Genomic DNA, 23,604 nt, shown 5'->3' on the forward strand with positions numbered 1-23,604 from the left:
TAGGGAAAGAGGCCGGAAATTAAAATAAACAGACAAGAAAACAGGAGGAGCCTGAAGTTTATCAGGAGCCTCCTGTTTTGAGTCAATGGCTTTAGACAGAGGAGTGCGTAGGAGTTTCCCAGGTTAATAACAAAGACTGGGGAACAGAAAGTTTAAAGTGACTTTTGGAATATTCTTTTTGGGCTTTGGAGGGTAGTTACCGTTTGGTGGCCGCAGGAAGATTCCAGCAGTACTTGGTAGCAAGCATACGAACCAGTATAATCAACAGCGCACTGATAATCATGGCTCCATCCCCTGAAATGTGTTTCGACAAAAACACATAGCATAAAGCCCCGGCAAGAGAAGCGCAGGCATATACGTGTTTTCGCAGGATATAAGGCGTCTGACCTGCCATAATATCTCTGAGGACACCGCCGCCTACGCCTGTCAGCACTCCCAGAAACACAGACAAGAAATGGTAATCCCCGTATCCAGACAGAACCGCCGTATCAATACCCGTCACTGTAAATGCAGCCAGGCCTATGGCATCGAAAATATTCATTAGCTTTTCATAAGCTGCGATATAGCAGCTTTCCAATATTTGCTGATTAAGCCTTACAATGATAAAGAGAATCATTACCGTTATAAAAGCAGTAAATACATAGACCGGATTGACAAACAGGCTGGGAGGAACGGCTCCGAGTATAATATCTCTGAGCATACCCCCTCCCACTGCAGTGGTTACTCCCAAAACTACCACGCCCAGGAGATCCAATTCTTTCTTTATAGCAGCCATAGCGCCGGAGGAGGCAAAGGCAATGGTTCCGATAACTTCTATTACAAAAAAAATTGATACCTTCAATTCCATAGGAATACCCGCTTTCTTTGCCGCTAGGGTAGCTGCTAAAGAAGGAAAATGTTATGCTCCTTGCAGGCCTTTCGCATTTCCTTCGGCCAGATGCTGGCCTGAACCTCTCCGATATGGGCGCGATCCAGAAGAAGCATGCAGAGCCTGGACTGACCGATACCGCCGCCGATGGTGCAGGGAAGCTCGCCGTCTAAGAGCATTTTATGATAAGGCAGGCTTCTTCTGTCACTGCATCCGGCTTTCTCAAGCTGCTCTGCAAGGGATACCTCATCGACGCGTATGCCCATGCTGGAAATCTCCAGAGCGCAGTTTAAGTGTTCGAACCAAAACAGGATATCTCCGTTTAATTTCCAGTCGTCGTAGTCTGGCGCGCGTCCGTCATGTGGCTTTCCTCCTGCTAATTTGTCCCCAATTTGCATAAGAAATACACAGCCGTGCTCCCTGGTAATAAGATTTTCCCGTTCCTTGGGAGTTTTATCTGGATACAAATTCTCCAGTTCCTGAGTTGTGATAAAGTAAATGTCCTTGGGAAGAAGCTTTACTGCTTCCGGGTATTTGTACCATACCTCATGCTGCATATGTCTGATAATTTTAAATATCTGGCGTACGGTAGCTTTTAAGGTGTCCAGATTGCGTTCTTCCTTAGTGATAACCTTTTCCCAGTCCCACTGATCCACATAGCAGGAGTGGAGGTTATCCAGCTTCTCATCTCTGCGAATGGCGTTCATGTTGGTGTAGAGGCCCTCTCCTGGCTGAAAGCCATATTCCTTAAGAGCCATTCTCTTCCATTTGGCCAGGGAATGAACCACTTCCAGAGTTTCACCCGGCAGTTCCGGCATATCGAAGGCAACGGGCCGCTCGGTGCCGTTTAGGTTATCGTTGAGACCGCTGCTGTGCTCTACAAAGAGAGGGGCGGAAATACGCTCCAAATTCATTTCCCTTCCCAGCTCTTTCTGGAAGGTGTCCCTTATATATTTGATAGCGTCCTGGGTTTCCCGGATGGTCAGCCGGGGATCATAGTGTTCAGGTAGTTTGAGTTCCATTTACAATCCTCCAAATAATAAATTAACATATGCTCTTTATAGTACCATTAATGGAAAAAAGGCGCAAGAGTTAAAAAGAAAAAAATGCTTTCGCGCTGCATAGATTATTCAAATAAATCCTCTAGCTTTTTCCGGATGGCTTTACGCCGCTTCTTTGTGTTCTCTGGGTCCAGAGTAAAGCTTCCTTTTTCTTCTTTTAGAATATCTCCTTCTTTTACCTCATTCGGAAGCATTGTTCTGGGAATAGTTATTATTTTTTTTTGTTCGTTTTCACATACAGCCAGACCTTCCTCCAGTCTGTCAATGATATACCTCATATGGCTGCGCCTCCTTTTTGGGTTGGTTTTGATTCACTTATGGATTACACTGCTTGCAGGGCTCATATCCCATTGTTATCAGAGTAGCTCTGTTTTCAGTAATACTCTGACGGTTCGAAGAGTTCATGGTGACTGCAGATTGGCAGGTGGGGAGGTGGAATTTCTTTGTATTGGTGTTAAGGATGTAGGCTTGGGCAGAATCGTGCGGCAGGGAGCCTGAATCCTGGGGAATCGGGGCTCCGGTATTGATGGCTTTAGCTAAGGGGGCTGCCTTATGGTTTGCTTCGGGCATGTTAGCGCTTCCGATACTCCAGGCTATGGAACTGCCGTTACAGACTGCTACGATCGTGCCCTCTTGGTCAGTTCTGAATATTTGTATTCCTCTCTTTTCCAGCTTTTCCAGGGTTTCCAGATGGGGATGCCCATAGGAATTGTCTTTACCGCATTGTATCACGGCATAGGAGGGGGAGACTTCATTTAAAAATGCATCACTGGTAGAGGTGCTGCTTCCATGGTGTCCAACCTTAAGAATATCAGCCAAAAGATCTTGGCTGTACTTAAGAATATCAGCCTCAGCATCTGCTTTTGCATCTCCGCACATCACCAGATGGTTATCTTTATAGGAGAGCCTTACTCCTATCGACCAGTTGTTCAGATCTTCTCCGTAGTCCTTGACGGGGGCCAGAATCTGAAAGGAGGCATTGCCTAAGGTATAGGTATCCCCTGCCTTCGGCATTGTAATTTTCATCCCTTTATTTGTAATCACATCCAGCAAATCCTCAAAGGTTTTGGAGGTGTGCTCTACTGGAGGAAGAAGTATCCTTCCGACCGGAAATTCACGAAGTACATCATCCAGACCGCCGATATGATCGGAGTGGGGATGGGTGCCGACGACATAATCCAGTGAAGAGACACCCGCATTTGTAAGGTAGGAGACCACTGTCTGTCCCTGGTCATTTTCTCCTGCGTCAATGAGCAAAAAATGTCCCTTCGATTCAGCAAGAATGCAGTCTCCCTGGCCTACGTTAATAAAATGTACCTTAAGATCCTGCCAGGAGGCCTGGCTATCAGGAGCAGGATCGGCTTGTCCGGAGGATGTGGCAGGGGAAGGAGATGAGGATCGCTGACAGCTGCCCAGGCTCAAAGCGATGGTTATCAGAAGAAATTGTATAAATATTCGTATAGGATTGCTGTATTTCATAGAAGCTTGTTAGCCTTTCTGATCATTTTATTCCTGCCGGTAGTCAAAGACGGGTATATAGGAGATGCTCCGTCCGCTGGGGCATGATGCGGGTGCCTGGAAGCAATTTGTAGGGGAATTGCCTCTGCATGATTAACAGTATAACCCAGAGCAAACCGTTCGTAAAGTGCTTTCTGCCCAAAGCATGGCAAACCTGATATTACTTAATCGTATCAACACTCAGCTTCGTTTACAGTTTGTTCATTCATGGATTCATCGTAGCCGGAAAGAAAAAACAGGTTGTATATAGGTTGTATATTATGAGAAATGTTGTCATATAATAGTAATAAATGGAGCGGCCTTGGACTGTAGGAAGCGGCGCCTCCGACGCTGGGGCAGATTCAGAAAAGAAAATACGAAAAAGGAGCGTGTAGTTTATGGCACGGGGAGTAAGAAAATCACCAATAGAAAAGCTGCAGGGTGAACTAAAGGATGTACAGGCATCCATTGCGCAATATGAGGATTGTCTGGAGACTTTAAAGGAAAAGGCCAAGGTTTTAGAAAGCCAGATTCAACTTGAAGAATTCAAGTCTGTAAATGAAATGTTGAAGGAAAGGGACATGACGATGGATGACTTAAAGGAAATGCTGGCAGGGGAAAGATAATCATAGGTCTTGTATTCTGTAGAGCTTCATAGAAAAAACGGCTCCGATTGCTTTTATGCCTTGCTCATTCAGCAGTGTGAATGGGATTCAAGGAAGCCCTCTCCCGTCACAGATTACATAGATCTGTAGTAGTTTCATATGTCTGCCTTGCATCTGAAAACAGAGGAAGGACGATGACAGAGAGATAGAGCGTCTTTTCCTGTCCAAAGCCAGAGAGAGGATGAAGCGGACGGAGCAGTGGTTATTCTGGAGAGCATATAAGGAAAATACTATGGGATAGAATATCTGTGCTGTTAGAGAAGAAACTGAAGGATGAGCTGGAACAGGTGCCTGTCCGGTGTGGAGCGAATCTGCATACCGAACAGGCCTTTATTTTAACTATCCGCGATAGCGGTTCAGACATGCGTAAATTTCCTGAACCCGAGGCATACAAAGTCCCATAGCGCTGTAGGAGGAATCACTGATGGCAGTAAGGCCGCCCTTTTCGATCTCTTTGAGCAGAAGGTTGACAGCTTCGGTTATGCTGTACCTCTCTAAAAACTGATGTTCAGCGCAATAGCGCATCATCTGTGCCAGCGCATTGGTCTGCTCTCCATCTACCAGCTGCTCCACAAACCTTAAGTCTAGCGGAGACTTGCCTATTTGCAGCGAGTCTTTCCCATAGACTTTTACCTTAATACGCTCATCCCGGCTGTCATGACGCTGACCGGGGCGGTTCCGTCTGCCCGTTTCTCCGGTTTTATAGCGATCTGGAATAGGGCTAGCTGCGTAAGAAGTGAGGCCGCAGATTTCTGAGGCGTGCTTGCCTTTTATATTCGTTTCGGGTGTCTTTTCTGGATATAGTCTTCTTCCGGTTGAGGGCAGCACAAAGCCGGGCGCTGAGGCGATAGGTTCTGCTCCGTAGGATTGGCAGAATGCCTTGGTTCGTTCTGTTATATCATATGGAACATAGCAATCCATCTGAATAATTCGGTCTGCAATATAAAAGTATGCCCCGGAGCTTCCCGCAACCATAATAGTGGACACGCCCTCATGCTCAAAGAGCTGTCTGGCCCGCTCAATAAAGGGGGTAATAGGTTCCTTGGAACGGCTGATGATTTTTTGCATCAAATCATCCCGAACCATAAAGTTGGTGGCCGAGGTATCTTCATCAATGAGGAAAGAACGGCTGCCAGCTTCTATGCCCTCAATTACGGCGGCAGCCTGGGAGGTACTGCCGCTGGCATCCTCTGTAGAGAAGGAATGAGTATCCTTTTTATTAGGCAAATCATTAATAAACAGAGAAATATCCACATTCTGAATACTTCGGCCATCCTCTGCCCGAAGCTTCATAGCTGTCTCGTCTGTAATCACATATTCCCTGCCATCTCCTGCAATATGATTGTAAACGCCTGCCTCTAATGCCTTTAAAAGGGTGGATTTTCCATGATAGCCTCCACCTACAATCAGGGTAATGCCCCTGGGAATGCCCATACCCGTAATTGTTCCATGATTGGGAAGATCCAGTCTAACCCGGAGAGACTCAGGGGAGGTAAAAGGAATGCTCCCTTTCATGGGTCTGCTGGAAATGCCGCTTTCCCTAGGTAAAATCGCGCCATCGGCCACAAAGGAAACCAGGCTGAGACGCTGTAGCTCTCTCCGTATATAATTCTGATCCTCTGCCAACTCAGCCACAGCCTTTACCTCCTGGGGCTGCCGGCTTTTGTAATAGAATACCTGCTTCACACACCGGGGCAGAAAATCAAAGAGAATCCGGATCAGCTCACCGGAATTAATGGTTCTGCCATTGGCCGGGAAACCGGCCTCAAACCGGGCGGTTATACCCTTAGAGCCGCATTCGCAGGCAGTTCTGCTTAAAATCTCTGCTCCCGGATGGCTTGTGGCAATCAGTCCGCTTTTGCCGGAGCCCTTAGCCTTGAAATTATATTTTGCAATCTCCTGATGGAATTGCCGTACCAGATAGTCCTCCAGGGCCGTCTGCTTCCAAGGAGTGTCAAAAAGGGATGAAGGATACCCTGCCTTTTGGTGGGGAACAAAAACGCTTAACTTGGAGGGTGAGGCAAAGGGATCGCCCTGTACGTGATCAATGGAGAGAAGGTAGTCGGAGAAATTATAGACTCCTCTGGTATCCTTGTAAGCAGGGTAACTCCTCCTGTCAATGGATTCCAGCAAGTTTCGCAAATCAACAGATGATTTCATAGTTTAACGCACCTTTTAACCTGCCGGAGCAGGCTCCTTTACTGTTATTATCCCAAAGGCAGACATCCAGGGCAAGGAAACCTGGCTGCATCTGCTGTCTCTGGGGAGAAATCCCTGGCAGCTTGCTGCGGGGATTTCTTTCACAGCTTTTATTGTATAGCAGGACAAGGGAAAATGCAAGCAGCAGAGCCTTGCGCGGATCGATAAATGAACAAGCCGTAAATAAATTTTTTATGCACTTTGGTTGTTGTCCTATGTTAGAGGAGACATTGAAGAATCTAGGCTTCCATGGTATAATATCGCCAGATATTATACTGCGCCGGTTCAGTGACCCGCCAAAGCGGGTCAAAATACCAAGTTGAATCATGCGCCCCCCCTAGAGAATATGGTATACTAGCCCTGGGATGGTATTATCGGCAACAGCCAAAGGAATATAGATAGTAAAAACGAGAAGAAAGCAGATGAACACAGATGAATGACAGAAATGTGCAAAAGAAAGAGATATGTACAGCTATATCTAAGGCAGAGAAGGTTCTCATTGGAATCGGCGGCGAATGGCGGCTGAGGGAGGATGGAAAGAAGGTTCGCAGCCGCAGGTTGAAGGATGAGGCCCAGCGCGCTTTGCGAGAGGGATATGAGAGCCTGTACCGGCTGATAAAGGATAAAGATTACTACATAGTCACTACATTAACAGACGGAGCCATATACGATACAGAATTGGCTTCTTCCCGCATTGTGGCTCCCTGTGGAAATATACACTGGCGTCAGTGCTCCAAAGCCTGCACAAAGGATATTTGGGAGGAAGGAGAGGTCCCCTCGGATGTCTGTCCCTACTGCGGAGCTCCTATGACGGGAAATACCCTAGAGGCGGAAGCCTACATAGAGGAAGGATATTTGCCTCGCTGGGAGGCTTACAAGCAATGGCAGGCGGGAACGTTGAACCGGAGATTGGTGATTCTGGAACTGGGAGAAGGCTTTAAGCTTCCTACGGTGATCCGGTGGCCCTTTGAGAAGATAGCGTTTTTTAACCAGAAGTCTGCCTTTTTCCGTATCCATAAAAGCCTCAGCCAGATTCCAAAGGAGGTGGAGGAGAGAGCCTGGGGAATCGGAGCGGATTCCCTGGAATGGATACGGGGGATGGTATAAGCAATACACATGTTTGGACCAGGCTCTGCTGCTCCAGAAAAGGGCCGTATGAAGGAAGCAGGAAGGCTGCTCCGTTAACACCTTGACTTTATTGCTTTACTATGATAAAATATTCGAAATTAAGAGCAGCTGTCCGGCAGGAGGATACGCTGGATCATCACAATCATAGAAGCGAGGTCTGAATATATGATTGCAATTATCGATTATGACGCAGGCAATCTGCGGAGCGTGGAGAATGCCCTCCTATTTCTTGGTGAGACCCCTGTTATCACAAGAGACAGGAACAATCTCCTGAAGGCGGATAAGATCATTCTGCCGGGAGTCGGTTCCTTTGGCGATGCTATGGGACGCCTGCAACAGTATGGGCTGGCAGACATTATACGGGAGTCAGCTAAAAAGGGAACCCCATTTTTAGGCATCTGCCTTGGGCTTCAGCTGTTATTTAACAGCAGCCAGGAGAGCCCTGGGGTAGCGGGGCTTGGCCTTCTTCAGGGACAAATCCTGAAAATTCCGGACAGTAAAGGACTGAAGATTCCGCATATGGGATGGAATTCCCTGGAGGTAGCTCCTGGATCTGCCCTGTTTAAAGGCATAGCCACCGGAGCCTATGTCTATTTTGTTCACTCTTATTATCTGCAGGCAGAGAACGAGGAGATCGTTGCGGCATCCGCTGAGTACGGAGTTCATATCCATGCAGCCGTAGAGAGGGGAAATATTTTTGGATGCCAGTTCCACCCGGAAAAAAGCGGCCAGGAGGGTCTTGCCATCCTGAAGAACTTTATAGAGCTTTAAAGAGTGTGCAAAGCAGGCAGATAGGAGAGAAAACATGTTTACCAAACGAATTATCCCATGTCTGGATGTAAACAACGGACGTGTTGTAAAAGGCGTAAATTTTGTGAACCTGAGGGATGCGGGAGATCCAGTTGAGATAGGGGCAGCCTATGGCAGGGCAGGGGCTGACGAGCTGGTATTTTTGGATATCACAGCTTCATCAGATAATCGCAGCACAGTAGTGGATATGGTGCGCAAGGTGGCAGAGAACGTATTTATTCCCTTTACTGTAGGTGGCGGTATTCGCTCTGTGGAGGATTTTCGCATGCTTCTTCGGGAGGGGGCAGACAAAATATCCATTAATTCCTCAGCGATTGATAATCCGTCCCTCATATCTGATGCGGCTATGAAATTCGGACGCCAGTGTGTGGTAGTGGCCATTGATGCCAGGCGCAGAACCGGCGGAGCAGGCTGGAACATTTATAAGCATGGAGGGAGGGTGGATGTGGGGATGGACGCAGTAGAATGGGCGATGAAGGCCGATTCCCTGGGAGCAGGAGAGATCCTTCTCACAAGTATGGACTGTGACGGCACCAAGGCAGGATATGATAATGAGCTTACCTCTCTGATAGCAGAAAATGTTTCGATACCGGTAATCGCCTCAGGAGGCGCCGGAAAAATGGAGCACTTTTATGACGCTCTTACTTACGGAAAAGCAGACGCAGCGCTGGCAGCCTCCCTCTTTCATTATAAGGAGCTGGAGATACGAACCTTGAAAGAATACCTGTGGAAACGGGGAGTACCTGTCCGCCTGTAGCGATCCATATTGTATATGAGAAGCCGCCGTTCCAAAGAAAAAAGTCTGGAACAGCGGTTTTTTAGAAATAATTTTGTATATATTCGTTGTTTCCTGTCGCTTCCTATGCTAAAATATAAAATTATGGACATTATGTTTTAGGAAAAGGAGATGCTCAAAATGGCCGCGATTGATAATGACTGGCTTCAGCCTTTAAGCGGGGAGTTCAAAAAGCCTTATTATAAGAAATTATATGATACAGTAAAAAGGGAGTACCAGACCAGAAGAATATACCCTGCGCCTGACGACATTTTTAATGCTTTTGCGTTTACACCATTGGAAAAAGTAAAGGTAGTAATTTTAGGACAAGATCCATATCACAACGACGGTCAGGCTCATGGCCTGTGCTTCTCCGTAAAGCCAGATGTGGAGATTCCTCCTTCCCTGGTAAACATATATCAGGAGCTTCATGATGATCTGGGGTGCTACATTCCTAATAATGGGTATTTAAAAAAATGGGCGGATCAAGGAGTTATGCTTCTAAATACCGTTCTTACCGTGCGTGCTCATCAGGCTAACTCCCATCACGATATTGGCTGGGAGGAATTTACGGATGCGGCCATTCGTATTCTCAATCAACAGGATAAGCCTATCGTATTCATCCTCTGGGGAAGGCCGGCCCAGTCTAAGAAGCCTATGCTGACAAATCCCAGGCATCTGATTCTGGAGGCTCCTCATCCCAGTCCCTTGTCTGCCTTTAGAGGATTTTTTGGAAGCAGGCCTTTCAGCCGGACCAATGACTTTTTGACTGGTCATGGTTTGGAGCCAATAGACTGGCAGATAGAAAATGTATAAGAGAAAACAGGTATAGAGACAGATTTGATTACATACAATGTACAGCGTAGCAGGTCAATTCTTTAAGGGGCGCAGAAATGACGGAAGGCTCCATTTTCTGCAGTTCAGGCAGAAAGCTGCCGGCAGCGTGTGCGGTAAGGAGTGTTTATGACATTAGTTGAAATATTGAAGATAATTGTGCTGGGAATTGTGGAGGGCTTTACAGAATGGCTGCCCATCAGCAGCACCGGTCATATGATCTTGGTAGATGAGATTATCCGTTTGAATCAGCCGGATGCATTCAAGGAGGTATTTTTGGTGGTTATCCAGCTGGGGGCTATTTTGGCAGTTGTGGTAATGTTTTTCCACAAGCTGAATCCCTTTAGCCCTTCTAAGAGCAGCAGGCAGAAGGAGGCCACCTGGGCACTCTGGATCAAGATAGTGATAGCCTGCCTGCCCGCTGCTGTGTTCGGGTTTTTGCTGGACAGCTGGATGGAAGCTCATCTTTTCAACGCCTATGTGGTGGCGGCGGCCCTGATTTTATACGGCGTACTCTTTATCGTACTGGAAAACAGCAGTGTCTGCGCCAATCCTCATATTAATAAGGTTGGTCAAATTTCTGCAAAGACAGCATTTTACATCGGTATGATTCAGCTTCTGGCTTTGATTCCGGGAACCTCCCGTTCCGGCTCCACGATTTTGGGAGCGATGCTTTTGGGTTGTTCAAGAGGGGCGGCGGCAGAGTTTTCCTTTTTTCTTGGGATTCCAGTTATGTTCGGAGCCAGCTTGTTAAAAATTGTAAAATATTTTGTAGCAGGCAATGTATTTACCGGTCCTCAGACATTCTACACAATTTTAGGAATGTTAATCGCCTTTGGGGTGTCGGTTTATTCGATTCAGTTTCTTATGAGCTATGTGCGGAAGCATGATTTCAAATTCTTCGGATATTACCGAATCATACTTGGAGTGATTGTACTTGCTTACTTTGGAATTACGGCCCTGGCAAGCTGACAGAAAGGACCGCCTTTCAACCGGAAGAAGCTCTGGGGGAAGGACGGTCCTTGGCTGTGTATGTGCAACTAGATTAATCCAGATTTTCCGCAATTTCATACAAAAGTCTTCTGGAAGCCTCCCATCCCAGACAGGGGTCCGTGATGGACTGTCCATAGCAATGATGGCCGATTTTCTGGCTTCCAGGTTCGATGTAGCTTTCAATCATCAGGCCCTTTACAAGCCGCTTGATATCAGAGGCATGCCTGCGACTGTGAAGAACCTCCTTGGCAATGCGAATCTGCTCTATGTACTGCTTGTTGGAGTTGGCATGATTGGTATCAATAATGCAGGCAGGATTTGCCAGATTTCTCTGGGCGTATAATTCATAGAGCAGGCGCAGATCTTCATAGTGGTAGTTGGGGATACACTGTCCTCGCTTGTTTACTGCGCCTCTGAGAATGGTATGGGACAGGGGATTGCCTGGACACTGCACTTCAAAGCCTCGGAAAATAAAATCGTGGGGAAGCTGTGCCGCAACTACGGAGTTAAGCATCACAGTCAGATCGCCGCTGGTAGGATTCTTCATACCAACCGGAACGTCGCAGCCGCTGGCTACCAGACGGTGGAACTGATTCTCCACAGAGCGGGCCCCTACTGCTATGTAGGACATCATATCTGATAAATAGTCCAGGTTTTCGGGATAGAGCATCTCGTCTGCAGTTGAAAATCCGGTTTCCTGTAATATGCGCATGTGCATGTGGCGGATGGCGAGGATACCCTCGAACATATCCGGTTTTTTTTCCGGATCTGGCTGATGAATCATGCCCATATAGCCCTCTCCTGTGGTTCTGGGCTTATTGGTGTAAATCCTGGGAATGATAATCAGCTTATCCCTCGTATCCTCCTGAACCTTCACCAGGCGGTTTACATAGTCGCAAACGGCTTCTTCATTATCTGCGGAACAGGGGCCGATAATTACCAGAAATTTACTGCTTTCCCCAGTAAATATTTTTTTTATTTCCTCGTCTCGTTCCTTTTTGAGAGCTGCAAGTTTTGGAGCCAGTGGAAACTGCTCTCTGATTTCTGCCGGGGTAGGCAGCAGGTTAATAAATGTAAATCCCATATTGTAAGTCCTCCGATTGTGCCGCCCGGGTTTCTGTCAGGGCGTTTTCACCTTAATACTTTATCTCAATGCTTCATTATAGTATAGAATCGGATATTCGTAAATAGTGATGTTTATGAAAATGTTCACGGCTATAGAAAAATTTGGAATAGGCAATGGAGTGAGCGGAGAATTTAGGAGGATAAGCTGGTGGGACGGAGGATAAAAAATCAACTTTAAACTTGCAAACAGGGGTTGACAAATTGCTAAACACTATCTATAATGGAGGATAATTTCATGAATTGGCTATGACGAGAACAAGTAGTGATTTGCAGATCCAAACAGAAAGCTGCCGGATGATGAGAGGCGCATGGAGAGCAGGCCATGAATACATCTTTGAGCTTCGCACTGAAGGGCGCTGCAGGTTATTTGCAGAGATGCTTTGTAGGCTGCGGCGTATCCCGCACACGTTACAGTGCTAGAGTATTAGAGCCGGTATGGCGTTCAGTACTTGAAGAGGCAGGCAGTGTGAGCTGACTGTGAACAATAGGTGGTAACACGGAGGCGTATGCTCCGTCCTTTTGATAGAGAGGACGGGGCTTTTTTGCTTCTAAAGAAAGAGACATTGCTGCTGTAACCGGCCCAGCAGCCGCTTTCTGGAAAGCAATCACCCTCCGGGAGAGATTTATGCTGCCGTAGGGAGCCGGCAGGATGGACTTGATTGTACGGTATTCTCTAAGGCAGTTAAAAAACGTAAGAATCTAAGCCCTTGCATGAAACAGGAAGTATGGTAAAATATTTAATGTAGGAACAGGAGAGAAAGAGATGCAGATTTATGAAGAATTAATTGCCAGAGGTCTGATTGCTCAGGTAACCAACGAGGAAGAGATTAAAAAGATGGTGAATGAGGGAAAGGCTGTATTTTATATCGGCTTTGATCCAACGGCTGACAGCCTTCATGTAGGGCATTTTATGGCTCTGTGCCTAATGAAGCGCCTTCAGATGGCAGGTAACAGGCCTATCGCCTTAATCGGAGGCGGAACCGGGATGGTAGGAGACCCTTCCGGACGTTCCGATTTGCGTACCATGATGACCCCTGAAACCATCCAGCATAACTGCGACTGTTTTAAGAAGCAGATGAGCCGTTTTATCGACTTTTCAGAAGGAAAGGCCATGATGGTGAATAACGCAGAGTGGCTGATGGGGCTGAATTACATCGAATTTCTGAGAGAGGTAGGCCAGCATTTTTCTGTCAATAATATGCTGAGAGCCGAGTGCTACAAGCAGAGGATGGAAAAAGGCTTAAGCTTTCTGGAATTTAACTACATGATTATGCAGAGCTATGATTTCTACGAGCTGTTCCGGCGTTACGGCTGCAATATGCAGTTCGGCGGCGATGACCAGTGGAGCAATATGTTAGGCGGAACAGAGCTGATTCGCCGCAAGTTAGGAAAGGATGCCCACGCTATGACCATCACCCTCCTTTTAAATTCTGAGGGAAAGAAAATGGGCAAGACTCAGTCCGGCGCGGTATGGCTTGACCCGAATAAAACCTCGCCTTTCGATTTCTACCAGTATTGGAGGAACGTAGGCGATGCGGATGTGCTTAAGTGCCTGCGTATGCTTACCTTTCTTCCTCTGGAACAGATTGACCAGATGGATGCATGGGAAGGGAGTCAGTTAAATCAGGCTAAGGAAATTCTGGCTTATGAGCTTACCAGCCTGGTTCACGGTGAGGAAGAGGCCATGAAAGCGCAGGAGGGAGCAAGAGCTCTCTTTGTGGCAGGGGAAAGTACAGAAAATATGCCGGCCTGTGAGCTGACAGAGGAGGATTTCAGAGACGGCTTTATTGACATTTTAAGTGTACTTCACAAGTCCGGCCTGGCTGCTTCCCGTTCTGAAGCAAGAAGAAATGTTGAGCAGGGAGGAGTTTGTGCAGGCGGCAATACGGTTAAGGATGTAAAGGCTGTATTTGCGAAGGAGCAGTTTGGGGGAGAGGGCCTTGTGTTTAAGAGGGGGAAGAAGAGCTTTATGAAGGTAGTTGTAAGATAAGCTTCCTGAAAGATAATAGGGATTCTCTAATATGAAGTGAAAATGTAGAGAGGAGGATGCGGATGAAGCGGTATGAGTCTGTAAAACGTTTAAGCGTGCTGCTTGCGGCTGCGGTTATAAGTATGGCCGCTGCCTTTGTCTCAGAGGCAAGGGCTGTATCCAATACAGAGGTGCCAGTTACCCTGCATCTGGACATGAACAGCAGAAAGACCTCCATTTATGATGGATATTCGTCCTATCTGCTGGGCAACCGGGTTTCAGAGATCGATACCTTCATAGTTACCAGAGACAACAATAACGTGAATCTGGATGATGTGATTCTGAATTATTATCTGATTACCTATGGCGGCAACACCCAGAAATACTTGGAATGTACCGTTTACGGCCTAAAGGAAGGACAGCATTATCCGGTGATACGGCCGGAGACTGTGGAAAGGGAGACGGCCTCAGGTCAGCTGTATGAGAACCTGGAGCGAAGCTATATGGTGGAGCTTATGCTGGGAGATGCTAAGAAGCAGTATTATTTTCTGGTATATCCTGAGTCGGAGATGAATGAATACCGAAATATTCTCCTTGGAAAATGGGTTCAGAGCAGTGCGGGCTGGCAGTACCGGTATCAGGATGAAAATCTGACTTCCTGGGCGTTGATTAACGGTCAGTGGTATTATTTTGGTACAGACGGTATTATGAAGACGGGGTGGCAGGAGTACAAGGGCCAATGGTTTTATCTGGATCCGGAGTCAGGAGTGATGCGCTCCAACTGCAGGATTAATGGCTATGAGCTGGACAGCAACGGCGTCAGGATTTAGGAGGAAAACCGGCAAAAAGGTAGTAACGAAAAGAGAATCCACAAATTTAGAAGAAGGGCAGTTCTAAAACAGGTCTTTTCAAAAAGTATAAAAAACGGTTCCAGCAGCTATAGAAGCAATTTGGAACCGTTTTTGCTACTTCTCAAGAGGAACCGCATCCTTTTTCGGCAGCTTGCGCCGTATTTTGCGGAAAGTCACCATATGGGCCAGAGCCGTTATGCTCCAGGATACAGGATAGGACAGATAAAGAACATCCAAGGACCGGTGGGCCGCAAAGACGGTAAATACCCACAGCACCCGGATGCCGCAGGCTCCCGTCAGAGACACGAACATAGGAATAATGGAATAACCCAGCCCCCGCAGGCTGCCAACCATACAATCCATAATACCACAAAGGAAGTAGGTTCCGCATATGATTGTCAATCGAAGCATGCCGTAATGGATCACCTCTGTGTCAGAGGAATAAATTCTCAGGAGATAATTTCCACCCAGAACGGCTCCTAGCCCCAGGATTATGCCTACCAGGGTAACTACACCCAGACAGATATAAAGAATCCGGTTAATACGGCTGTATTTTTTGCCGCCCAGGTTCTGGCTGGTAAAGCTTAAGTTGGTCTGGTACACTGAATTCATAGCTGTATAGACAAAGCCCTCAATATTGGATGACGCCGTGTTCCCTGCCATAGCGATGGAACCGAAGGAATTAACGGAGGACTGAATCAGTACATTGGAAATGGAAAAGATAGCTCCCTGCATCCCAGCCGGGAGACCTATTTTCACAATCCGTACTAGCTTTTGCTTATGGATATGGAGCTTTCTAAGGGAGAGCCTGAGGGGCCCTGGAGCCTCCGACAGGCTTTTGATAACCAGTATGGCCGAGATATGCTCTGATAGAACTGTTGCCCAGCCTACGCCGTCTACGCCCATCCCGAAGCCTATGACAAACACCAGATTCAGACATACATTCACCACCCCGGCAGCAAAGAGAAAGTACAGGGGACGCCTGGTGTCCCCCACTGATCGTAGTATGGCTGATCCGAAGTTGTAGGTCATCAGTGCCGGCATTCCCAGGAAGTAAATCCGCATATAGAGCACAGCCTGATCCAGTACATCATCCGGTGTTCCCATAAGATGGAGAAGGGGCCTTGCTGCGCAGAGGCCAAGAATGATCAGAAAGAGACCGCTTATAAGGCTGGTGGCAATGGCTGTGTGGATCGTTTCGTTAACATCCTTGGACTGCTGTCCGCCATAGTATGTTCCAACTAAAACATTGACGCCAACAGACAGGCCCAGGAACACATTAATCAGTAGGTTAATAAGAGCCGAGGTAGAGCCAACGGCGGCCAGAGCCGTGCTGCCTGTAAACCGTCCAACCACAATGATATCAGCCGCATTGAATAGAAGCTGGAGGATGCCTGACAGCATTAAGGGCAGAGTAAACATAAGAATTTTGCCCAGCAGTGTTCCGCTGCACATATCTATTTCATATGACTTTTTCATTTGGTAAATTCCTCCTGTTATTCATATTGCTCCAGAATGCTTCAGGGTTTTCTTGCGTTCTTTTCAGTGTAGCACAAGGCATGGATTTTTACAATGGATTCTGATGCGGATTTTAATGGGCTTTTTCATGAGAAATTTTCTTGACAATCGGCTTTTTGTCCGGTAAAATGTAGCAAGTGGTAAGGGAGTAGTTGACATGCCCCGGCATGTAATAAAGTCAACACACTGATAGTGATTCTATCTGGCTTTATTTTAAATAATGAGACTTATCTATGGCGTGCTGTGCCATAGATGGGTCTTTTTTTATGTGCTTTCCCATATATTAAACCAATACCAAGGAGGAACTGTTATGTCATTAACTGAGTTATTCATAATCGCTGTGGGTTTGTCTATGGACGCTTTTGCTGTAGCTGTCTGTAAGGGACTGGCTATGCCCAGGATGAATTGGAAAGGCGCCTGTGTCGTAGGCCTGTATTTTGGTGGTTTTCAGGCAGTCATGCCTTTTTTAGGCTATGTTCTCGGCTCCAGCTTTAGCCTGAGTATCCGGGCTTATGATCATTGGATTGCGTTTCTACTGCTGGTCATAATTGGGGGGAATATGGTAAAGGAAGCCCTGAGTCATGAGGAGGAATATACAGATAGCTCCCTGGATATGAAACATATGACGCTGCTGGCTGTTGCTACCAGCATTGACGCCCTGGCCGTAGGCGTAACCTTTTCGTTTTTAAACGTGGATATCCTTCCTGCCGTATCATTTATAGGCGTTGTGACCTTCTCTCTGTCTATGATTGGCGTTAAGACAGGAAATGTCTTTGGCTGCAGATACAAGTCCAAGGCAGAGCTGGCTGGAGGACTGATACTTATCCTGATGGGTATGAAAATACTTCTGGAACACCTAGGGTTTTTACCATTTTAGAGACTCAATATTGAAACAGGATGGAAAACATAAGGTGTATTTTTCAAAAGTAAATGTTTTTGAAATAATATTCTGAATATTTGGCAAATAATAAGGATATAAACGGTGAATAATATAAAATAATTTAAACAATTATAATAAATTGATTCAATATAAAAATAACCTAAAAAATACAGGAAAAAATAAAAAAAGCATTGACAAATATCGGTTTGTTTATTATAATAAAGATAACAAAAGACAGAGAAAAAGAAACATAAGAGCTGTAGACCATCAGTTCACAAAAGCAATAAAATCCAAGCAAAGGAGGTACGGACCACCAAAGACGAAACTTTGTTTAATATATAGCTTCAAAGAGATTTAGCCGTATATTAAACCAGGAGAAACCATTCTGCTAAATGAAGCAACCTCAGATAGTTGAAAGCAATTCCTAAATTGATGGAAATTAATTGATTCAATCGATTGGAAAGATTCTAAGAAGAAGCGTTTCAAATAGCATGCATTGATACGTAATGGGTAATGATATTTTCAACCACTATCTAAAGAGTATAACAGCAATCGTTGCGGATTCGGCTTCGTAATAGGACGAGAAAGTATTAGGAAGGTCGAAAAGGGTGATACCGGATAGTAAATAAGCAGAGGGAAAATGGATTAACCGTAAGTAAGCAAATGCGGAGGATGAGGGAGCGCAGGCAGCAGAGGGGTGTAATAATTTCATATATAAAAAGAAACGATTGTTTCGGAAAAGAGAGGCTGAGTCCAATGGACATCGTAGTCAGAAAGCGGGTATCGTAATCGAGAGGCAGTAAGTCGAAGATTTCGGTACTCGCTTTCAATTTGTGTTTTACAGACAGAGGAGAAGTATGTGCGCCAAAGCCGCCGGCTTTGCGCTTTTTTTGATTTATTGTGTCAGCTGCGGCAGCCTGGATAACGTGGGGAATGCGGATGGTGATTTCCCTACATTGTGGAAGTAAAAACGAATCGTCGCTCTATAGGCCCTCCAAATGAAAGGGGGGCGTATATTCTTTGCCTGCGCTGCTTTTTTGCTGCATATACCCTTGGGTGAGTCCGAGACTGACGGCGGTATCAATAACCCTGTTGTATTCGTAGGTAGTAATATGGCGGTTAAGCTCCGGGCAATCCTTATTTGAACCATAGGGAGTATACTGACTCATAAGGCTCAGCAGGTATTGGCCTTCAGGCAGGTGCGTCTTGATCCAGTGCAGTAGGGCGATGGAATCATCCTTATGGCTGGGAAGGACGAGATGGCGGATGATGACCCCGGATTCCAGAAGGGGTAAGGCTGCAGAGGAGGATCTATAAGGGCTGCTGATCGTCTGTTCAGCCTTCCAGACAGGGGAGCCGGTCTGCTCTATCATTTGAAGGATAGCCTCTGACGCGGTTTCAAAGTAGTCTCCGGCCTGTGAATATCTGATGCCCAGACGATTGTCAAAGTATTTAAAGTCAGGCAGCCATATATCTACATAATCTTTTAACGCCTTTACAGTTTGTGTTCGCTCATATCCGCCGGAATTATATACCACAGGAATGTGTAGCTTGTGTCGTACCTTATCCAGAGCGGCTGTAATATGGGGCAGAAATTGGGTGGCTGTGACCAGATTGATATTATAGGCGCCCTGGCTTTGAAGATTTAGAAAGATCTGAGCAAGCGCGTCAGCGGTTATTTCTTTACCGAAGTTTTCTCTGCTTATGGCATGATTCTGACAGAAACAGCAGCGGAGGGTACAGCCAGAGAAAAAGACAGTTCCGCTGCCTCCAGGCCCTTCAGCCGGGCCGCTTAAGGCAGGCTCCTCCCAATGGTGAAGCGCGGCTCTGGCAGCCCTTAGCTTATGGTTCAGGCCGCAAAAGCCTGGTCTGCTGCTGCGGTCTGCCCCGCAGCGTCTGGGGCAGAGCTGGCAGTTGGCATAGGTTTTAAAGGATAGAAAATCTGAATGATGGCTATTAATATCCATAGAGGCTCCTGATTCATGGTATACTAGCTCCAGAGCGGCTATGCCGCTGCCAGTCGAAAATGAACCTAAAAATGACAGGGCTTCAAGCCTGCTGTTCAGGGAGGCGGTGCTGTTCTCTGTATTCCCTGGGGGACACGCCGTATTCTTTTTTAAAGGCCCGAAAAAAGCTGGTGTAATCCTTAAATCCATATTGATGATATATATGGCCTATGGGCTGATCTGAGAGAACGGCGTTTTTGCTGGCATGGAGGCGTTTTTTTAAAATATATTGGTGGAGTGGAATGCCCATATTGTCTTTAAAAATGTGGGAGATATGGTATTTACTCACATAGAAAAAGGCCGAAAGGCTGTCCAGGCTTAAATTCTCCTCCAGATGCTGGTTAATATAGTCGCAAATGCTCAGATACAAGACATTTTCATAGACAGGAGACGCTGGGTTCAGACTATCATAGAGCAGCCGGTTCACATAAACCAGAAAGGATAAGGCAGAAAGCTCTGAAGCCAGATGGCAAAAGGGCCGTGCGCTTTTGGTTTCCTCGATCAGCTCTGTCAGCTTCCCCTGAATCTCCTGGGCGGTGATGTAATCGGTGGGCAGGCGGTAGGCTTGGCTGCTGTCCGCATAGTCAAATGCGTAGGCTATATCCGGGTTCCACTGCCTAAGCTTTGCGTAATAGGATTCTCCCAACCAGAATACGAAACGGCGGTAGGGCTTGTCAAAGGACAAAAATTCAGGATAGTGCGGAAGACCAGGAGGAATCAGAAGACAGTCTCCATACGCCAGCTTGTAAGCTTTTTCTCCGATATGGTATTGAACGTCCCCTTCCAGGAAAAAATAAAATTCGTAGTAGTTATGTGCATGGGCGTCCACAGATTTCAGAGCAGCATCCCTATAGTAGAACAGCTCGAAATCTGAGGACTGCATATACTGTCGTGTGCTGAAATCTGAGGAAAGCTTTTTTTTCACTGGGAGGGCCTCCTTCTTACTTATTCAATTAATCTTAGCACGAAACAACAATATTTGCAATATGCACAACAAGTAACACTATAGACGACAGGCTTCAATCTGCTATAATGAAAGCAGATTGAAGGGCAAGTGAAACCAGCGGCATGCTGCTTTGGTTGGTGTGAAGGGCGTAAGGAAAAGATGACAGGTATCACATGTAAGAGGCCAGAGCATGCCCGCTAAGGGCTTATAACAAGGAGGAGTTACACATGAAGTTATCATTCAGATGGTACGGGGAAGATGATAAAGTGACCCTGGAGCACATCCGCCAGATCCCAGGTATGAAGTCCATCGTTACAGCAGTTTATGATGTGCCTGTGGGTCAGGTTTGGAGCCGTGAGAGCATTGCCAGGCTGAAAACGCAGGTAGAGAATGCAGGTCTTGGCTTTGACGTAATTGAGTCCATTCCGGTTCATGAGGATATTAAGCTGGGCAAGCCGGCCAGAGACAGATATATTGACAATTATTGTGAGAACGTGCGCCGTGTGGCTGAGGCCGGAGTCAAGTGTATCTGTTATAATTTCATGCCTGTATTCGATTGGACAAGAACGCAGATTGATCACAGGCTGGCAGATGGCTCCACCTCTCTGGTATACTATCAGGAGCAGGTAGATGCAGTAAACCCATTAAACAGCGAAAGCGATTTAACCCTTCCGGGCTGGGATTCCAGCTACACAAGAGATGAATTAAAGGCCGTAGTGGAGGAATATCATAGTCTGACTGAGGAAATGCTGTGGGATCATTTAAAATATTTCCTGGAGCGGGTGATTCCCGTAGCTGCGGAGTTGGATGTAAATATGGCTATCCATGAGGATGACCCATGCTGGAGTATATTCGGACTGCCCAGAATTATTACTTGTGAGGAAAATCTGGATAAATTTTTAAAGCTGGTAGATGATAAGCACAATGGCATTACTCTGTGCACCGGTTCTCTGGGCTGTTCTTCCCAAAATGATGTGGTAAGAATGGCAGCAAAGTATGCGTCTATGGGAAGAATTCATTTTGCTCATATGAGAAATGTAAAGGTATTGGACAATGGATTTGAGGAGAGAGCGCACCTTTCCGCCTGCGGCTCCCTGGATATGTTCGGTATTGTCAAGGCACTTGTTGATAATGGCTTTGATGGCTACGTCAGACCAGATCACGGACGCATGATCTGGGGGGAGACAGGGCGCGCAGGCTATGGGCTTTATGACAGGGCCTTGGGCGCTACCTATTTAAATGGTCTTTTCGAGGCAGCTGAACGGATGAATGAATAAGGGTATCGAGGCGCAAAAACGTTTCGTGACACTATGCAGCTTTATATCCTGAGTGGTGAAATGGATATAAGCATTAAAAGGAGATGTAGCAAAACCGGTTCACGAAGATGGTGCATAAAAAATCACGGTTCCAGCAGCTATAAAAATCAACTGGAACCGTGATTTTGTTGAGAGAGGCAGATTTTTGTATAATCTGCTATCGTATTTTTATTTTGAAGCGTATCTGATGAAACGAAGCTCACTCAGGTGCGTACAGTGAAAGGCAGCCTATGGGATTCGGAATTGATCGAAGAGGAAAGACAGTGGTAATTCCCGGTGCCTAATCCATTACTCTCTGGAAATATACCGAGGCAATCCATGCTCCGTTACATGCTTCACCTCTCCCTGAATCAACGGCAGCCCATAGCTTAAAAATTCCGGCCTAATATCCCTGTGATTTTCCGTAATCCATTCCACCGGAAATTTTTTTTCCTTATTACATACATTTCCTACATCTGTAGCTCCATACTCCACCTTATACCCAGCTCCAATCCGGCGCTTAAACGTAACCATTTTTCCTGTTTCTCCCAGAAGCCCTAATTTTACAGCTGTGCGCCCTGCCTCTACTGCTTCCTCCACATCCCTGCCAGATGCAAGAAGCCCGCTGCATCTCTGATTTACATTTAACTCAACGGATCGAACCTTTACCTGGAACCGGTTTCGTACATAGCTTTCCAGCAGCTTTCCGCAGCCTGTAAGCATTTTATGGCCAAAGTTATCTACCTGCGCTTCATTTGAATATTCGCAGATAAGTCTCCCGGATCTGTCCTGAATCCCCTCCGACACACATACAACGACATTCGGCTGCTTAGCAAGGGCTTCCTCCAGATCCTTAAAAAAACGCTCCATCTCAAAGGGTACCTCAGGCATATAAATCAATAAAGGATTATCCTCCGGAAAACGCCTTGCCAGACAGCTTGCCGCCGTAACCCATCCTGCATGCCTTCCCATCAGCTCCACAATGGTAACAGCGGGCTTCTGATAGACTGCCGCGTCAAGTGAAATCTCCCGTACCGTAGAAGCTACATACTTTGCCGCGCTTCCGTATCCCGGAGTATGATCCGTCACCGGCAGATCGTTGTCAATGGTTTTGGGAACACCGATAAACACAATATCTTCATGGAGCAGCTTCGCACAGCGCGAAAGCTTATCCACCGTATCCATAGAATCATTTCCCCCGATGTAAAGGCAGATACCGATATCCAGGGCCTTAAACTTTTCAAAAAGAAGTCCATATACGGAGGCATCCAGGTGTTCCGGCAGTTTAAAGCGGCAGGAGCCAAGATAAGCCGCAGGCGTCTGCTTTAAAAGCTGTAAATCCTCAGAACTCAATGTATCTAAAAGGTCTACGTAATTTCCTGAGAGAAAACCCTCCACCCCGTTAACCATGCCATAAACGGTACCCATCATATGGGAATGGGTCATCCAGCCGTCAATTACACCATATAAGCTGGAATTAATTACAGCCGTAGGCCCGCCGGACTGGCCCACCAGAATATTTTTTTTCATAATCTGTTTCCTCCTATGTTAGACTTGCTAGAGCGTGTTTAAACATTGATTCCCGCTATTGTATAGCGGTTGTGCGCTACAGCAGCACAGGAGGAGCTCATTGTTCAAACATGCTCTATGAGTATATAATAAATAACTAGACAATGCAACGTACTCTTATAAGTATCCATGAGAAATTGTTTATATCCTGCTTTGCAACAACCTGGTATACGCTGCTAATTGCTTTTGGAGGATACTGTGGCTGTTGGTATTCGTTATAGCGAAGGTATTCAATATTTATAATATAATTTATTCTTAATCTATCAATAACTGGCTCTCGTGGAGCTTAAAAAATACAGGAGATAGCAATGATAGATTATACACCATTCTGGAGAACGCTGGAGAAATCTGATGAAAACTGGTATACGCTGACGAAAAAGCACAAGCTGTCAGATAGTACCCTGCACAGGCTGAAGCATAATAAGGATATTTCCATGAAAACAGTTAACGATTTGTGCAGAATACTGAATTGTGAGATTAAGGACATCGCGACCTATGTACCCTCAGATAAGGATCAGGCTTTATAGCCTTTATATGAGGTGTATCCTATTGAAGAGAATAGACAGGCACCTCTCTTTGATTCAATAGTATGAGAACAGAATTTTAGTCCAGAAT

General features: G+C 46.2%; 21 protein-coding genes. 11 read left to right on the forward strand and 10 right to left on the reverse strand.

Annotated features, from left to right (window positions below):
* Nucleotides 1-196: 196 nt before the first annotated feature.
* The 4 genes from FYJ39_RS02495 to FYJ39_RS02510 all read right to left on the reverse strand — a co-directional run bounded on the left by FYJ39_RS02495 (nucleotide 197) and on the right by FYJ39_RS02510 (nucleotide 3,408).
* Nucleotides 197-847, reverse strand: coding sequence for a trimeric intracellular cation channel family protein (locus FYJ39_RS02495; protein WP_154470890.1), 651 nt, complete (start codon nucleotides 845-847; stop codon nucleotides 197-199).
* Between the two features lie 35 nt (nucleotides 848-882).
* On the reverse strand, nucleotides 883-1,890 hold the full coding sequence (gene asnA / locus FYJ39_RS02500; protein WP_154470891.1) for an aspartate--ammonia ligase: 1,008 nt from the start codon (nucleotides 1,888-1,890) through the stop codon (nucleotides 883-885).
* A gap of 104 nt (nucleotides 1,891-1,994) precedes the next feature.
* Nucleotides 1,995-2,207 (reverse strand): DUF3006 domain-containing protein, encoded by a 213-nt coding sequence (locus tag FYJ39_RS02505; protein ID WP_154470892.1) that lies wholly within the window; start codon nucleotides 2,205-2,207, stop codon nucleotides 1,995-1,997.
* Between the two features lie 37 nt (nucleotides 2,208-2,244).
* Nucleotides 2,245-3,408 (reverse strand): ComEC/Rec2 family competence protein, encoded by a 1,164-nt coding sequence (locus tag FYJ39_RS02510; protein WP_154470893.1) that lies wholly within the window; start codon nucleotides 3,406-3,408, stop codon nucleotides 2,245-2,247.
* A 416-nt stretch (nucleotides 3,409-3,824) separates the two neighbouring features.
* On the opposite strand from FYJ39_RS02510, the gene FYJ39_RS02515 reads away from it, so the two are divergent.
* Nucleotides 3,825-4,052, forward strand: a complete 228-nt coding sequence (locus FYJ39_RS02515) for a hypothetical protein (RefSeq protein WP_154470894.1) — start codon at nucleotides 3,825-3,827, stop codon at nucleotides 4,050-4,052.
* A gap of 378 nt (nucleotides 4,053-4,430) precedes the next feature.
* Here FYJ39_RS02515 and FYJ39_RS02520 read toward each other — a convergent pair whose 3' ends face one another.
* A complete protein-coding gene (locus FYJ39_RS02520; protein WP_154470895.1) occupies nucleotides 4,431-6,251 on the reverse strand; it encodes an ABC-ATPase domain-containing protein in 1,821 nt (606 codons plus the stop codon).
* Between the two features lie 471 nt (nucleotides 6,252-6,722).
* Between FYJ39_RS02520 and FYJ39_RS02525 the strand changes: the two genes are divergently transcribed.
* From FYJ39_RS02525 to FYJ39_RS02545, 5 genes are all read left to right on the forward strand, one after another.
* Nucleotides 6,723-7,397, forward strand: coding sequence for a hypothetical protein (locus FYJ39_RS02525; RefSeq protein ID WP_154470896.1), 675 nt, complete (start codon nucleotides 6,723-6,725; stop codon nucleotides 7,395-7,397).
* Nucleotides 7,398-7,583: 186 nt separating this feature from the next.
* Nucleotides 7,584-8,189: an imidazole glycerol phosphate synthase subunit HisH gene (gene hisH / locus FYJ39_RS02530; RefSeq protein ID WP_154470897.1), complete on the forward strand. Its 606-nt coding sequence runs from the start codon at nucleotides 7,584-7,586 to the stop codon at nucleotides 8,187-8,189.
* Between the two features lie 34 nt (nucleotides 8,190-8,223).
* Nucleotides 8,224-8,985: an imidazole glycerol phosphate synthase subunit HisF gene (gene hisF / locus FYJ39_RS02535; RefSeq protein WP_154470898.1), complete on the forward strand. Its 762-nt coding sequence runs from the start codon at nucleotides 8,224-8,226 to the stop codon at nucleotides 8,983-8,985.
* 159 nt (nucleotides 8,986-9,144) lie between these two features.
* A complete protein-coding gene (locus FYJ39_RS02540; protein WP_154470899.1) occupies nucleotides 9,145-9,819 on the forward strand; it encodes a uracil-DNA glycosylase in 675 nt (224 codons plus the stop codon).
* 147 nt (nucleotides 9,820-9,966) lie between these two features.
* Nucleotides 9,967-10,809: an undecaprenyl-diphosphate phosphatase gene (locus FYJ39_RS02545; RefSeq protein ID WP_154470900.1), complete on the forward strand. Its 843-nt coding sequence runs from the start codon at nucleotides 9,967-9,969 to the stop codon at nucleotides 10,807-10,809.
* A 73-nt stretch (nucleotides 10,810-10,882) separates the two neighbouring features.
* Here the strand turns inward: FYJ39_RS02545 and FYJ39_RS02550 are convergent, their stop codons facing one another.
* Nucleotides 10,883-11,914, reverse strand: a complete 1,032-nt coding sequence (locus FYJ39_RS02550) for a 3-deoxy-7-phosphoheptulonate synthase (RefSeq protein ID WP_154470901.1) — start codon at nucleotides 11,912-11,914, stop codon at nucleotides 10,883-10,885.
* A gap of 804 nt (nucleotides 11,915-12,718) precedes the next feature.
* Between FYJ39_RS02550 and tyrS the strand changes: the two genes are divergently transcribed.
* Together tyrS and FYJ39_RS02560 are read left to right on the forward strand one after the other, a co-directional pair.
* Nucleotides 12,719-13,945 (forward strand): tyrosine--tRNA ligase, encoded by a 1,227-nt coding sequence (gene tyrS / locus FYJ39_RS02555; RefSeq protein ID WP_154470902.1) that lies wholly within the window; start codon nucleotides 12,719-12,721, stop codon nucleotides 13,943-13,945.
* A gap of 62 nt (nucleotides 13,946-14,007) precedes the next feature.
* Complete coding sequence (locus tag FYJ39_RS02560; RefSeq protein ID WP_154470903.1) at nucleotides 14,008-14,754, forward strand: hypothetical protein; 747 nt, start codon at nucleotides 14,008-14,010, stop codon at nucleotides 14,752-14,754.
* A gap of 135 nt (nucleotides 14,755-14,889) precedes the next feature.
* Here the strand turns inward: FYJ39_RS02560 and FYJ39_RS02565 are convergent, their stop codons facing one another.
* On the reverse strand, nucleotides 14,890-16,254 hold the full coding sequence (locus tag FYJ39_RS02565; RefSeq protein ID WP_154470904.1) for an MATE family efflux transporter: 1,365 nt from the start codon (nucleotides 16,252-16,254) through the stop codon (nucleotides 14,890-14,892).
* 349 nt (nucleotides 16,255-16,603) lie between these two features.
* On the opposite strand from FYJ39_RS02565, the gene FYJ39_RS02570 reads away from it, so the two are divergent.
* Nucleotides 16,604-17,170, forward strand: a complete 567-nt coding sequence (locus FYJ39_RS02570) for a manganese efflux pump MntP (RefSeq protein WP_154470905.1) — start codon at nucleotides 16,604-16,606, stop codon at nucleotides 17,168-17,170.
* Nucleotides 17,171-18,156: 986 nt separating this feature from the next.
* Here the strand turns inward: FYJ39_RS02570 and FYJ39_RS02575 are convergent.
* Together FYJ39_RS02575 and FYJ39_RS02580 are read right to left on the reverse strand one after the other, a co-directional pair.
* Nucleotides 18,157-19,140: a radical SAM protein gene (locus FYJ39_RS02575; RefSeq protein ID WP_154470906.1), complete on the reverse strand. Its 984-nt coding sequence runs from the start codon at nucleotides 19,138-19,140 to the stop codon at nucleotides 18,157-18,159.
* An 82-nt stretch (nucleotides 19,141-19,222) separates the two neighbouring features.
* Entirely contained in the window at nucleotides 19,223-20,104 is an 882-nt protein-coding gene (locus FYJ39_RS02580; RefSeq protein WP_287847210.1) for an AraC family transcriptional regulator, read from the reverse strand.
* A gap of 248 nt (nucleotides 20,105-20,352) precedes the next feature.
* On the opposite strand from FYJ39_RS02580, the gene uxuA reads away from it, so the two are divergent.
* Nucleotides 20,353-21,402, forward strand: a complete 1,050-nt coding sequence (gene uxuA / locus FYJ39_RS02585) for a mannonate dehydratase (protein ID WP_154470907.1) — start codon at nucleotides 20,353-20,355, stop codon at nucleotides 21,400-21,402.
* Nucleotides 21,403-21,729: 327 nt separating this feature from the next.
* Here uxuA and FYJ39_RS02590 read toward each other — a convergent pair whose 3' ends face one another.
* Complete coding sequence (locus FYJ39_RS02590) at nucleotides 21,730-22,950, reverse strand: 6-phosphofructokinase (RefSeq protein WP_154470908.1); 1,221 nt, start codon at nucleotides 22,948-22,950, stop codon at nucleotides 21,730-21,732.
* 347 nt (nucleotides 22,951-23,297) lie between these two features.
* On the opposite strand from FYJ39_RS02590, the gene FYJ39_RS02595 reads away from it, so the two are divergent.
* On the forward strand, nucleotides 23,298-23,516 hold the full coding sequence (locus tag FYJ39_RS02595; RefSeq protein ID WP_154470909.1) for a helix-turn-helix domain-containing protein: 219 nt from the start codon (nucleotides 23,298-23,300) through the stop codon (nucleotides 23,514-23,516).
* The last annotated feature ends 88 nt before the right edge of the window (nucleotides 23,517-23,604 follow it).

It is taken from the genome of Clostridium porci, from assembly GCF_009696375.1.
Taxonomy (GTDB): Bacteria; Bacillota; Clostridia; order Lachnospirales; family Lachnospiraceae; genus Enterocloster; species Enterocloster porci.

Coding starts and splice junctions, on each gene's coding strand:
- FYJ39_RS02550 (WP_154470901.1), bottom strand. CDS start 11,914: ATGGGATTTACATTTATTAACCTGCTGCCTACCCCGGCAGAAATCAGA.
- hisF (WP_154470898.1), top strand. CDS start 8,224: ATGTTTACCAAACGAATTATCCCATGTCTGGATGTAAACAACGGACGT.
- asnA (WP_154470891.1), bottom strand. CDS start 1,890: ATGGAACTCAAACTACCTGAACACTATGATCCCCGGCTGACCATCCGG.
- FYJ39_RS02570 (WP_154470905.1), top strand. CDS start 16,604: ATGTCATTAACTGAGTTATTCATAATCGCTGTGGGTTTGTCTATGGAC.
- tyrS (WP_154470902.1), top strand. CDS start 12,719: ATGCAGATTTATGAAGAATTAATTGCCAGAGGTCTGATTGCTCAGGTA.
- uxuA (WP_154470907.1), top strand. CDS start 20,353: ATGAAGTTATCATTCAGATGGTACGGGGAAGATGATAAAGTGACCCTG.
- FYJ39_RS02495 (WP_154470890.1), bottom strand. CDS start 847: ATGGAATTGAAGGTATCAATTTTTTTTGTAATAGAAGTTATCGGAACC.
- FYJ39_RS02505 (WP_154470892.1), bottom strand. CDS start 2,207: ATGAGGTATATCATTGACAGACTGGAGGAAGGTCTGGCTGTATGTGAA.
- FYJ39_RS02575 (WP_154470906.1), bottom strand. CDS start 19,140: ATGGATATTAATAGCCATCATTCAGATTTTCTATCCTTTAAAACCTAT.
- FYJ39_RS02545 (WP_154470900.1), top strand. CDS start 9,967: ATGACATTAGTTGAAATATTGAAGATAATTGTGCTGGGAATTGTGGAG.
- FYJ39_RS02540 (WP_154470899.1), top strand. CDS start 9,145: ATGGCCGCGATTGATAATGACTGGCTTCAGCCTTTAAGCGGGGAGTTC.
- FYJ39_RS02515 (WP_154470894.1), top strand. CDS start 3,825: ATGGCACGGGGAGTAAGAAAATCACCAATAGAAAAGCTGCAGGGTGAA.
- FYJ39_RS02510 (WP_154470893.1), bottom strand. CDS start 3,408: ATGAAATACAGCAATCCTATACGAATATTTATACAATTTCTTCTGATA.
- hisH (WP_154470897.1), top strand. CDS start 7,584: ATGATTGCAATTATCGATTATGACGCAGGCAATCTGCGGAGCGTGGAG.
- FYJ39_RS02525 (WP_154470896.1), top strand. CDS start 6,723: ATGAATGACAGAAATGTGCAAAAGAAAGAGATATGTACAGCTATATCT.
- FYJ39_RS02595 (WP_154470909.1), top strand. CDS start 23,298: ATGATAGATTATACACCATTCTGGAGAACGCTGGAGAAATCTGATGAA.
- FYJ39_RS02565 (WP_154470904.1), bottom strand. CDS start 16,254: ATGAAAAAGTCATATGAAATAGATATGTGCAGCGGAACACTGCTGGGC.
- FYJ39_RS02590 (WP_154470908.1), bottom strand. CDS start 22,950: ATGAAAAAAAATATTCTGGTGGGCCAGTCCGGCGGGCCTACGGCTGTA.
- FYJ39_RS02560 (WP_154470903.1), top strand. CDS start 14,008: ATGAAGCGGTATGAGTCTGTAAAACGTTTAAGCGTGCTGCTTGCGGCT.
- FYJ39_RS02520 (WP_154470895.1), bottom strand. CDS start 6,251: ATGAAATCATCTGTTGATTTGCGAAACTTGCTGGAATCCATTGACAGG.